General features: G+C 43.9%; 11 protein-coding genes and 1 pseudogene. 7 read left to right on the top strand and 5 right to left on the bottom strand.

From position 1 onward, the window contains the following. Together FTV48_RS10875 and FTV48_RS10870 are read left to right on the top strand one after the other, a co-directional pair. Positions 1-189 (top strand): annotated as a pseudogene (locus tag FTV48_RS10875) (glycosyltransferase family 1 protein); the annotation flags it as partial. 82 nt (positions 190-271) lie between these two features. Further along, a complete protein-coding gene (locus FTV48_RS10870) occupies positions 272-949 on the top strand; it encodes a DUF421 domain-containing protein (RefSeq protein ID WP_180000288.1) in 678 nt (225 codons plus the stop codon). 1 nt (position 950) lies between these two features. Here the strand turns inward: FTV48_RS10870 and FTV48_RS10865 are convergent, their stop codons facing one another. The 3 genes from FTV48_RS10865 to FTV48_RS10855 all read right to left on the bottom strand — a co-directional run bounded on the left by FTV48_RS10865 (position 951) and on the right by FTV48_RS10855 (position 4718). Continuing rightward, positions 951-1652, bottom strand: a complete 702-nt coding sequence (locus FTV48_RS10865; RefSeq protein ID WP_180000286.1) for an HAD family hydrolase — start codon at positions 1650-1652, stop codon at positions 951-953. A 200-nt stretch (positions 1653-1852) separates the two neighbouring features. Further along, positions 1853-3115, bottom strand: coding sequence for a DcaP family trimeric outer membrane transporter (locus FTV48_RS10860; protein WP_180000285.1), 1263 nt, complete (start codon positions 3113-3115; stop codon positions 1853-1855). Positions 3116-3461: 346 nt separating this feature from the next. After that, on the bottom strand, positions 3462-4718 hold the full coding sequence (locus FTV48_RS10855) for an MFS transporter (RefSeq protein ID WP_180000283.1): 1257 nt from the start codon (positions 4716-4718) through the stop codon (positions 3462-3464). A 132-nt stretch (positions 4719-4850) separates the two neighbouring features. Here FTV48_RS10855 and FTV48_RS10850 point away from each other — a divergent pair, with 132 nt between their 5' ends. From FTV48_RS10850 to putP, 5 genes are all read left to right on the top strand, one after another. Continuing rightward, entirely contained in the window at positions 4851-5480 is a 630-nt protein-coding gene (locus tag FTV48_RS10850; RefSeq protein ID WP_180000281.1) for a 1-acyl-sn-glycerol-3-phosphate acyltransferase, read from the top strand. A 63-nt stretch (positions 5481-5543) separates the two neighbouring features. Beyond that, complete coding sequence (locus FTV48_RS10845; RefSeq protein ID WP_180000279.1) at positions 5544-6461, top strand: patatin-like phospholipase family protein; 918 nt, start codon at positions 5544-5546, stop codon at positions 6459-6461. 98 nt (positions 6462-6559) lie between these two features. Then, the gene (locus FTV48_RS10840) at positions 6560-7042 is read left to right on the top strand and encodes an NfeD family protein (protein ID WP_005172082.1); all 483 of its coding nucleotides are present in this window, start codon (positions 6560-6562) and stop codon (positions 7040-7042) included. A 3-nt stretch (positions 7043-7045) separates the two neighbouring features. Then, positions 7046-7903 (top strand): SPFH domain-containing protein, encoded by an 858-nt coding sequence (locus tag FTV48_RS10835; protein ID WP_005096199.1) that lies wholly within the window; start codon positions 7046-7048, stop codon positions 7901-7903. Positions 7904-8116: 213 nt separating this feature from the next. After that, the gene (gene putP, locus FTV48_RS10830) at positions 8117-9607 is read left to right on the top strand and encodes a sodium/proline symporter PutP (protein WP_180000278.1); all 1491 of its coding nucleotides are present in this window, start codon (positions 8117-8119) and stop codon (positions 9605-9607) included. Between the two features lie 92 nt (positions 9608-9699). Here putP and FTV48_RS10825 read toward each other — a convergent pair whose 3' ends face one another. Beyond that, complete coding sequence (locus FTV48_RS10825) at positions 9700-10608, bottom strand: polyprenyl synthetase family protein (RefSeq protein WP_074383117.1); 909 nt, start codon at positions 10606-10608, stop codon at positions 9700-9702. Positions 10609-11130: 522 nt separating this feature from the next. Next, a complete protein-coding gene (gene prpF, locus FTV48_RS10820) occupies positions 11131-12321 on the bottom strand; it encodes a 2-methylaconitate cis-trans isomerase PrpF (protein ID WP_100534439.1) in 1191 nt (396 codons plus the stop codon). Positions 12322-12378: the final 57 nt, after the last annotated feature.

Genomic DNA, 12378 nt, shown 5'->3' with positions numbered 1-12378 from the left:
AATTATGATGTTTATGCTTTCGTGTCTGAATATAGCAATGACTGGTTGGATAAAATAGAAAATTTAGGAGTTACTCTTGTAACCTATCAACTTAGTCGTGGAGGGTTAAATCCATTGGCTGATCTATATTCAACTTATCAGCTGACTCAGAAAATAAAGGAAATTCAACCTGATATTGTATTTTCATATTCAAAAGCTTACATAAAAACAGCAGTAAATAAACCTGCCGCATTGCTAGACTCAGCTCAACACGTTATATAGGAACAGCTTAATGGATTGGGTCTCGATCTTTATTCATGATACGACTTGGAGCTTTGCATCAGAGATTTTGCTGCGTTGTATAGTCATGTACATCATGATTATCCTGTTTTTACGTCTGACAGGAAAACGTGGTGTGCGGCAACTTTCGATCTTTGAAGTTGCGATCATCCTGTCCTTGGGCTCAATTGCCGGCGACCCGATGTTTACTGAAGATATTCCCCTGATTCAGGCAGTTCTGGTCATGTCGGCGATTATCTTGATGTATCGCCTGACCACCTGGCTGATGATGAAATATCAATGGTTTGAAGACCTACTGGAAGGCAAACCAATTTATATCGTGGAAAATGGTGTACTGGTCATCGAAGAGATTAAAAAAGGTAAAATGTCACATGATGAATTCTTTGCCGAAATGCGCCAGCAAGGTGTTGAACATCTCGGTCAGGTACGTACCGGATTACTGGAAACCGATGGTAAATTCAGTGTGTTATATTTTAGCGATGATCAGGTGAAATACGGCTTGCCGCTATTTCCTAAAACCTGCTCGATCGTCGAACAGGTGCAAGCAGAGCGTTTATATGCCTGTATTTACTGTGGTCATGTTCAAAACCTGGTCAAAGCGACACAACAATGTCCTCGCTGCGACTCCCCGCAATGGGCTGAAGCGATGAACTGTACACGTATCACTTAAATTAAACCTGATTCAGGCGTTGTAAATGTGTGAAAATTTCAGGTAACTGCTGAATTTTATATTGTATTTCTTCGGCATCAGGATGAAAACCCTGCATCCACAAGGCATGCATTCCGGCATTTTTTGCCCCTTGTATATCATTCACCGGATGATCGCCAATATATAAACAATGTTCAGGCAAGACGCCTAAACGTTGTGCAGTAATCTGGAAAATTTCTGGCTGTGGTTTGCTAAAACCGACTAAACCCGAACTGATGATTTCCTCGAAATAATCGGCAATGCCCAAACCTCGAATGGTATTTAAACGGGTGTCATGTCCACCATTCGAAACAATTGCCAATTGATAGCCTTGAGATTTTAACTGCTCTAGCACCTGCTTGGCATCCGGCATTTCTACAGCGCAGCGACCAAACTGGCTAAACCAGAACTGTGCCAGCTCATCTATGCTGGGTGGATTTAACCAGGATAGCTCCTGTAATAATGCATAAGCTGCCGAAGCCCCGATGCTGCCATGCGTTAGCAATTCCTTTTTAGGATAACCGCCATTATCGATGCGTCTTACAATCTCGATAATTTTTTCTGGTTCGACCTGTGCAAATGCAGACGCATAATATTCTGCCAGATAGCAGCTATAGGCTTGGGCCGTTAGATCACGATGGGTCAAGGTATTGTCGAGGTCAAATAATACAGCTTGAATGTTCACATGCAAATCCAAACATAAAATTAAGCTTATGTTAGCAAGTTTCACACAATACACCTCTATTCATCAGGACTAAGCTTGGTATAAAAAGGGATAAACTGTAGCAGCAAGAATTTGCTTGAATATTCATTATTTTTGTCGAATATTTATATAAAAAAATCCCACCAAGTGGTGGGATTTTTTATTAAGCGTTATATCATCAATTAGAAGCTATATTTGCTCATTAAACCAATACGGTTATCCTTGAATTTATCATTATTAAAGTCTTTACGCTCGCCGTTGACATACTCAACACCAAACTCAAGTGGTTTAACAGGTGAATACACCAAGTTTAACCACGCTTGTTGTACCTCTTTGTTTGCAGTAGCATTGAGGTCTGCATAGTCTGAGTCTTTATCAGCAAACAATGCACCATAACCTATTGATGTTTTTAAGTTAGGTAAAATGCTGTAGGTTAAGCCCGTTTGTACCGCCCAAATTTCATTTTGCTCAATATTGCGGTTATCTTCATCATCTACAAATGCAGCATTGGCATTGGTACCATACAAAATACCGTTCACACCTTTGGTATAGCTAACATCTAGCGTCGCTTTTAAAGGATCAAGTACTTGATACGTTGTACCTGCAGCTAGACCCCAACCTGCTTTACGCTTGTTAATGTCTTCATCTTTATAAACTTCAACTAAAGCACGCGCAGACGCATTACCTTTTTTGTCATCAAAGTTGTGTGCCAATTTAGCGGTCAATGTTGGTACGCTTGATTTGATGTCTGCAGCAGTTGAGTTTGGCTTTTCTGCAGCCAGGAACAACTGTGTTGCAGGAGATAAATCAAAACCATAACGAATCATTGGTAGACGGGTAGTACCCCCACCGACGTTGGTGCTGAAGTCAATCATAAACGGTGCATGATTTGACAAGAAGGTAGATTGTGTTTGACCAATCAACCAATTTTTATAGGTTAAATATGCTTGACGTACACGGAATGAATCGTTAGTACCTGCAAAATCACTTTCAAGTTTACCGCCAATCTCTGCACCTTCAACATTGGTTTTAAAATCTAAACCTATTCGTGTTGTTTTTGCTGTTGCAACGAACTTGTCATTCGTTTGACCATTGGTTTTTGCAACATCAGAGAAGTCACCTGATGAACCTTCAATGATATAGTTCGCATCACCACGAACGAAACCATATAGCTTCACTTCAGTATCTGATTTTGTACTTAGGGCTTTCGGTGCAGCTGCTGATTGTTGTGGGGTTGCTTTGACTTGTTCTATTTGCACTGCTTGAGTTTGCTGAACTTGTTGCTGCTGTAATACTAATGCTTTTAATGCTTCAATTTCTTGGCGCAGCTGCTTAATTTCTTTTTGCTCTTGTGTTTCAGCATGTGCAACAGTCCCCATCATCAATGTTGTTACTGCTACTGCTAATCCTTTAGCTAAAAACTTTCCTGTTAAAACTTGACTCATTAAATTCTCCATAGTGAACACATGTTCATTGGCATTGGAAGTTCGGTGATTTCAACTGAAACCTACACCGTGTGGAATATCTATAATTATGAAATAGCTTGGTTATGATCTCGAAAGACGACTCACGCAATATATGTCGAGTTAAAAGCCCACGTATCATGTCATGTATTTGACTGGACTTACACTTTTAACCCTAGCTACACAACAAGCTACTTGAAAACATCAAGAATTTAACAACTTTCAAATCAGTTTGAAATCATTTTTATCTCATACTTTTATCTATAATATGTATTAACCACACTTTTAAAATAGATTGCTTTTTTTTCAGTCAGCTTTAATTCATATTTCATGATGACTGTGATTGCTGATCGACTCTCCTCCAAAATACGATAGGCAATAGAAGCACTATGCTGATATAAACAATATAGGTTAGATATTTTGCATAGCCTAAATAATCCCCCAATATCCCACTCAACATATATAAGCCACCACTTACCGTCGCCATAATTGAGACTTGAAAAGTAAAATCAGTCCCGGCCAGACGCTTACGGCTGTATTGCATAATGAGCGTCAGCATTACCACCAAGAGCATTGCCGAAACCAGATCTTCTGCTGCATTAATAGTATAAATCAGCCAGTTTTCGACTTTAAGCTGGGCTTCATATTGTGCTGCCAGCCAGGCATAGGCCATTAAGCTCAGTATTTTGAGAATCGAAAAAGACATCAAACAAGAGCGACGCGAAAAAAACTTCAGGCAATAACCTGCCAAACCGGCCCCGATCAAGGCGGCACCTGCACCCAGCATGGTCACATATACGCCGATCTGGCTGAAACTCAGACCGAGATCGACCATTAAAGGCTTCAGCAAAGGGCCAGACAGCCCATCCGCGACTTTAAAGCTCAGTAATACCAGCAACCAGCAACGCAAGCCTGGATGTGTATAAAAATACTGAAAATAGGCTTTGATTTTTATTTTACTGGAAGCGGTAATTTGATCAGATGCGATCGAGCGATGCTGTGGCTCTTTAAATTTTAAAACAGGCAGTGTGTTTATAAAAACCAGTGCAGCCAAAAGCAAAAAAGTGCTTTGCCACTGCAACAGATCTAAAAACAGTAAAATCGCACCACCACCGACAATGAAACCCAAACGTGATCCAATCACCTGAAAAGTATTGCCCCAGTGCTGCTGTTCATTTTTCAGAATATTGACTGCCAGTGCATCGGTGGCAATATCCTGTGTCGCCCCCACCCCATTCATAAATAATAACGCAATAAAAAAGGCCAATAGATAAACCGGCTGATCTAAAGCCTGAATGGGCAAAAAGGACAAGGCGATCAGCACTGCCACCGAGAGCAATTGCAGCGGAATAATCCAGCTTCGATAATGCCCTGTGGCTTGAGAGCCATAACGATCGACCAATGGCGCCCAAAACACCTTGATTGACCAAGGCAGCATGAGCAGGCCAAAACCACCGATCTGTGCCAGCGACACTCCTTCTGCCCGTAAGATCACCGGCAAAGCATGGGTCATAAATCCGACTGGCAATCCTTGCGCCCAATACAGGGAAAACAACACAATGTAAGTATTCCGCATATTCGGCATGCTGGGTCCTTAATAGGCAAAAGAAGCAGAAATCATTCAACAAGCTGGACATTTTGCCAATGAAAAAACCAAAGTAAAAGCCTAATATCATTAAAAATAAAGAAAAATATGTGTCAGGAAGAGACTTTAAGCATGACTAAAAAGCACTTTCCAGAATTACCTCCCTTGGTGCCCAGTCGAGGCAATCGACTCAGCCGTTATTTTTTTAAACGGATCTTTTTAGCGCAGGGCTGGCAGCTTGAAGGTGAGTTTCCCAATTTACCAAAAGCCGTTGCGATTATTTCTCCACATACGTCCAATATTGATGCCTGGCATGGTTTTATTGCACTCTTAGCTATCGGGTTAAAGGTCACTATTTTTGGTAAAAACAGCCTGTTCCATACCCCATTAAAGCCCTTACTTGAATGGGTTGGGGTGATTCCGGTGGTTCGGGATAGTCCACAAGGTCATACTCAGCAGATCGTGGAAATCATCAAGCGAAAACCCCAGATTTGGGTCGGTATGGCACCCGAAGGTTCACGTAAAGCGCCAGAAAAAATCCGCAGTGGTTTTTATCATATTGCCGATCAGGCCGGCCTGCCTATTGTCATGCTGGCTTTTGATTATGATATTAAAACCATTCATATTCTGGGTGTCTATCAGCCGACGGGCGATTATGAACATGATCTGGTGCAGATTTATGCACATTATCAAGGCAAGATTTCGGCAAAAAATCCGGACTGGATTGCCCGGCCTTTACAAAAGCTGTTGAAAAAAGACTAGGCAAAATCCTGTTTTTTTGCTCTGATAGCCTATATTTTGATGATTTAGTGATCATTTCCTACAATGAAATTAGCGTCTTATGCTCTGATTGGCTGTCTTGGCCTCAGTCTGGCTGCATGTGATAAAGCCAGTAAAACCACACCGACTCCTACACCACTTCAGGCCCGCGAACCCGTGATTGCAATTGCACTTGGCGGCGGCGGTGCGAAAGGCTTCGCCCATATTGGCGTGATTAAGGTACTGGAGTCACACGGCATTAAACCGAAAATTGTCACAGGCACAAGTGCCGGCAGTTTTGTCGGCAGTCTATATGCCAGCGGCAAATCACCGTATCAGTTGCAGCAAATTGCCTTGAACTTTAAGGAATCGGACATCCGTGATTTAACCTTAAATCGGCAAGGGATTATTGCCGGACAAAAGTTACAGGATTTCGTCAACAAAAATGTGGCAAATAAACCAATTGAACAGTTCCAGATACGGTTTGCTGCGGTGGCGACCCGCCTGGATACGGGACGCAAGGCAGACTTTATTAAAGGCAATGCCGGACAGGCGGTGCGCGCTTCTTGCAGTATTCCCAATGTATTTGTCCCGGCCACCATTGGCGGGCTGAAATATATTGATGGTGGACTGGTCAGCCCGATTCCAGTCAAAACTGCCAAGGATATGGGTGCCGATCTGGTCATTGCGGTGGATATTTCTGCACGTCCTGACAGCAACAAAGCTGTGAATATGTGGGGCCTGCTGGATCAAACCCTGAATATTATGGGTCAGCAAAGTATTCATGAAGAACTGAAGCAGGCCAATGTCGTGATTCAGCCCAAAGTTGGCCATATCGGCACCCTGGATTTAAAGGCCAGCAATCAAACCATTCTCGAAGGTGAAAAAGCCGCACAATTGAAAATCCGGGCCATCCAGAAAATGATTACTGATTTCAAACAGTCCCCTGCTGCATTTAAAGCCCCACGTGCTGCGAAATTCTAAGGTACGAATTTTTTATATTCATCTGAACCGGCATCTGTTACATTGGGCTTAATCACATAATGATGATTAATTAAACACTTAGCGATATAGGTCACGATATGGAATTTGTTATTGAACCCTGGCACTGGTTTGTATTAGGCGTTTTGCTGATTCTTTCGGAATTGCTTCTACCCGCTTTTGCTGCCCTGTGGTTTGGTATCGGCGCCATTTTAGTGGGCATTTTATACTGGATGTTCCCGATGATGGGACTGACCACCCAGATCCTGACCTGGATTGCTCTATCCGTCCTCTGTACGCTGGCATGGTTTAAATTTATCAAGCCACTTTCGATTGATAAAACCAAAGCTGGTCTGTCTCGTGAAGCGACGATTGGCCAGATTGGTATGGTCATTCAAACCAATCTGGAAAATGAACAAATCAGAGTACGTTTCCCGATGCCGGTTTTAGGCTCAGATGAATGGGAATGTCGTACTCTGGATCAGGTTCAGGTCGGTGACCGTGTTCGCGTTGTGGATATTCTGGGGAATGATCTGGTGGTTCAACCCCACAGCACACATTATCAAAATGAAAAAGGTGAATAAGATATGTCTGGTGGAACTATAATTGTTATCGCATTTTTGGCCTTTGTGGCGATTACGATTTTTAAAGGGGTACGTATTGTCCCGCAAGGTTATAAATGGATCGCACAACGCTTGGGCAAATACCATACGACGCTGAATCCGGGTCTGAATTTTGTCATTCCGTATATTGATGAAGTGGCTTATAAAGTCACCACCAAAGATATTGTGCTGGATATTCCTTCACAGGAAGTGATTACCCGCGATAATGCCGTGTTACTCATGAATGCGGTGGCCTATATCAACCTGACCACACCTGAAAAAGCGGTCTACGGCATTGAAAACTATTCTTGGGCAATTCAAAACCTGGTACAAACTTCGTTGCGTTCGATTGTCGGTGAAATGGATCTGGATGATGCCCTATCATCACGTGATCATATTAAAGCACGTTTAAAATCCAGTATTTCCGATGATATCTCGGACTGGGGCATTACCCTGAAAACCGTTGAAATTCAGGATATTAAACCTTCAGTCACCATGCAAACCGCGATGGAAGAACAGGCCGCTGCTGAACGTCAACGTCGTGCGACCGTGACCAAAGCTGATGGTGAAAAACAGGCTGCCATTCTGGAAGCGGATGGTCGTCTGGAAGCATCGCGCCGTGATGCAGAAGCACAGGTGGTTCTGGCTGAATCTTCACAACGTGCGATTGATATGGTGACTTCGGCAATTGGTAGTAATGAAATTCCGGTTGCCTATTTACTCGGTGAGCAATATATCAAGGCCATGCAAGATATGGCCAAATCACCGAATGCCAAAACGGTGGTCTTGCCTGCAGACGTGCTGAACACGATTCGAGGCGTGATGGGTCGTCCGCCTCAGTAAAAATTTTCATTTTCAAATCCATAGGCAGCGTATTCGCTGCCTATTTTTCGTTTAAACACGAAAATCTCAGCAAAGATTTGGAATTTATGCTTAAATTTCGCGTTATTTTTTGAAATCCTTTGGGCTTTGATGCCAGATCTGTGTTTCGCCACAGCATTTATCATCAAGATAAGTCCTTATTCGATTACTGTCCAACTCGAAAATGGATACCGTATGAGCTCCCTAAATCCAACGTTAATTACCTTTCTTTTTTATATTGTCGCCATGGTGGTGATCGGCCTGATGGCTTATCGTGCGACCACAAACTTTTCCGATTACATTTTAGGGGGCCGTCGTTTAGGTAGTTTTGTTACTGCACTTTCCGCTGGAGCTTCCGATATGAGTGGCTGGCTGCTGATGGGCCTGCCCGGTGCAATTTATCTTTCTGGTTTGTCGGAAATGTGGATTGCCATTGGCCTGATTATTGGTGCCTGGTTAAACTGGTTGCTGGTGGCTGGCCGTTTACGGGTACATACGGAAGTTCAGCACAATGCCCTGACCCTTCCAGATTATTTTTCCAATCGTTTTAACGACCAGAAGAAAATTTTACGTATTGTATCGGCTTTTGTGATTCTGATTTTCTTTGCGATTTACTGTGCCTCAGGCATGGTAGCAGGTGCGCGCCTGTTCGAAAGCATGTTTGAAATGTCCTACACGACGGCGCTCTGGATCAGTGCCATTGCCACCATCAGTTATGTATTTATTGGCGGTTTTCTGGCAGTCAGCTGGACCGATACCATTCAGGCCGGCCTGATGATCTTTGCGCTGTTGCTCACGCCAATTGTGACCCTATTGACCTTCTCTGATATGTCTCAGGTCACTCTGGCGCTTGAAACGGCACGTCCACAGGCCATGAATCTGGTCGGTGACTTAAGTACGGTGGCTATCCTGTCGCTACTGGCATGGGGCTTGGGTTATTTTGGTCAGCCACATATTCTGGTGCGCTTTATGGCGGCAGATTCAGTCAAGTCAATTCCAAATGCACGCCGTATTGGTATGACCTGGATGATCCTGTGCTTAACTGGTGCCGTGGCTGCCGGTTTCTTTGGTATTGCTTATTTCCAGCAACATCCGGAACTGGCCAGTGTGGTGAATGCCAATCCTGAAACTGTATTTATGGAATTGACCAAAATTCTGTTCAACCCATGGATTGCCGGTATTGTCCTGGCTGCGATTTTGGCTGCGGTAATGAGTACTTTAAGCTGTCAGCTTCTGGTCTGCTCAAGTACGCTGACAGAGGATTTTTATAAATCCTTCCTGCGCAAAAATGCATCTCAAAAAGAACTAGTTTGGGTTGGCCGTTTTATGGTGCTGCTGATTGCCCTGCTGGCAATCTGGATGGCGGGTAATCCTGAATCGAAAGTGCTGGGTCTGGTCGCTTATGCCTGGGCCGGTTTTGGTGCTGCATTTGGCCCGCTGATCATTCTGTCCCTGTTCTGGAAACGCATGACTTTGAATGGTGCCTTGGCAGGTATGATTATGGGTGCAGTGATGGTGATTTTATGGAAAAACCTGTTCGCAGCAACAGGTGTCTATGAAATTATCCCGGGCTTTATCTGCTCATTCATTGCCATCATTGTAGTGAGCTTGATGGGTAAAGTACCTACGGCTGAAATTACCGATCGTTTTGAACAGGCTGAACGTCTGTATAACGAAACCAAATAAAATTAACGATCAAAAAAAGCGGACTTTAAAGTCCGCTTTTTTAATACCTGAACAATCACTCAAAATAAAAACAATGAACAGATTCAAGCATTTTAATTTTTACGCTGAAGTAAAAACTGGGTGATAGAGATCAGCTCTGCCGCCTGATCATCAAAATGAGCAAGAGCGGCTAAGGCCTGATCATGCAATTGCTGTGCATAGGCTTTGGCCTGTTCCAGCCCCATCAAGGCAGGATATGTCGATTTTTCTACCTGCTCATCCTTGCCAGCTGTTTTACCCAACACTTCAGTATCAGAAATAATATCCAGAATATCGTCCTGCACCTGGAAGGCCAGACCAATCGCCTGTCCAAACTCACGCAGTTTTGGAATCGCCAGATCTGTACCTTCAAAGATTGTGACCGCCGCCATCATGATCGCAGCACTCATCAAGGCACCGGTTTTATTACGATGAATGGTTTCTAATACTTCCTGATCAATTTTTTTGCCTTCGGACTGCAAATCCAACACCTGACCATTGACCATTTTCGAAGAGGCTGTGGCCAGAATCTGCATTTGTTTTAGCACAATCGAAGCATCTACCGCAGGACCTTGATCAAACAGACGACTGCCTAAAATTTCAAAGGCCATCGACTGTAGAATATCACCTGCCAAAAGCGCGGTATCTTCACCATAAGCCACATGACAGGTCGGCTGACCACGGCGCAGCAAATCATTGTCCATACACGGCAGATCATCATGTGCCAGTGAATAACAATGGATAAATTCAATCGCAACCGCCGCACGGCGTACCGCCGCGGTATTCTGATTCGGTTTTAGTGCTGCTGTGGCATAGCATAATGCTGGACGAACACGCTTCCCTCCCAGCATCACGGCATGATGCACCGCCGACTTTAAAGGTTCAGGAATGGCAAAGGCATCTAGGGCTGTCAGTAAATCTTGTTGAATACGATGTTGTGCTTGAGTCAATGCATGGATTGATACGTCAGTAATAGATGACACATTTGCCTCGAATACATAGTCCGGAAGGATGAAAATAACAAGTTTGAGCCACTTGTCCTGATAAGCACTATTGTACCTACAATCGCCTTGAATTTTCAGCTTTATCTGTGGATTGATTTAAAGCAGCAATAGATATCAAAATATGTTCCGCCGATAAAACCACTGCCGCGACAGCGCTACTGTCCCAGAGTTGAAGTGCTTGGATTTATCAAGTGCCTGTGGCAGGGATGCCACACATTACCCATCACTACAGGACGTGGTGTATGGGCAATAAGAGACCTTTGCCTACCTTGGGTCTTTCCAAAGTAGGATTTCACCTGCACAAATCCATTTAAACTTTTAAAGGAAAGATGAGGCTGGACAATATCTACCTCTAAATATAAACAAGTTTAGATATTTAAACGTATTCTCTGATAGCTTTTATTACTTCCTACCATGCCAACGATAGCTGAGTCAAAATTTTGGCCAGTAATGGTCACAACAGTAATTTTCTCAGGCTAAATAATGGGTAGGTAAATCAAACTAGAGCAAAACATCTTCAGGAACGCGTACCCAACCTTCCATCAACACACGTGCACTACGACTCATGATGGCTTTTTTCACTTTCCACTCTCCATTTTCCTGACTTGCTTGTGCGCCTACTCTTAAAGTCCCCGAAGGATGGCCAAAACGCACGGCTTCACGCTCTACACCGCCTGCCACCCGATTCACCAGAGTCCCCGGAATGGCTGCCGCCGTACCAATTGCCACCGCAGCTGTGCCCATCATGGCATGATGCAGTTTCCCCATAGACAAGGCACGAACCAGAATATCGGCATCTGCTTCGGCAACCACCTTGCCACTTGATGAGGTATAAGTTTTGGATGGCGCTACAAAAGCGATTTTTGGGGTGTGCTGACGGTTAGCTGCTTCGCTAATGTCCTGAATCAATCCCATCTGCTTCGCAGCATAAGCACGAATGGTTTCAAACTTTGCCAGCGCTGCCGCATCATTATTCATATGATCCTGAAGCTCGGTGCCGTTATACCCCAAATCTCCTGCATTCAAAAACACGGTGGGAATGCCGGCATTAATCATGGTGACTTCAAAACTGCCAATATTGGGAACTTCCAGCGTATCGACCAGATTGCCTGTCGGAAACATCGAACCGCCTTCGCCATCATCATCGGCAGGATCTAAAAACTCGATCTGTACTTCGGCTGCCGGAAAAGTCACGCCATCCAGTTCAAAATCGCCCAACTCCTGAACTTGACCATTTCGCATTGGTACATGCGCAATAATGGTTTTTTGAATATTGGCCTGCCAGATGCGGACTGTACACAGCCCATTTTCCGGAATACGTGATCTATCAATCAGATCATTAGAAATGGCAAAAGCTCCCACTGCTGCGGTGAGATTACCGCAATTACCACTCCAGTCCACAAAAGGACGGTCAATTGACACCTGACCAAATAAATAATCTACATCATGATCGGCCTGCTGGCTTTTTGACAGAATCACGGTCTTGCTGGTACTGGAACTGGCGCCGCCCATACCATCGATCTGTTTAGCATAAGGATCTGGGCTACCAATCACGCGCAGCAGAAGCTGATCACGAATCCGGCCGGCCTGTTGTGCTTCTGCGGGCAAATCATCCAGCTTAAAAAAAACGCCTTTACTGGTGCCTCCACGCATATAGGTTGCAGGAATCTTGATTTGGGCTGCAAAACTCATGAATTGTTTCATCCTTTGACTTGTCTTTGTTTTGGTAAAAGTTATGGAATACTTATG

This window comes from Acinetobacter sp. YH18001, from assembly GCF_013416975.1.
GTDB lineage: Bacteria > Pseudomonadota > Gammaproteobacteria > Pseudomonadales > Moraxellaceae > Acinetobacter > Acinetobacter pseudolwoffii.
The sequence above is the reverse complement of the archived record's forward strand: the minus strand, read 5'-3'. Positions and strand labels throughout refer to the sequence as shown.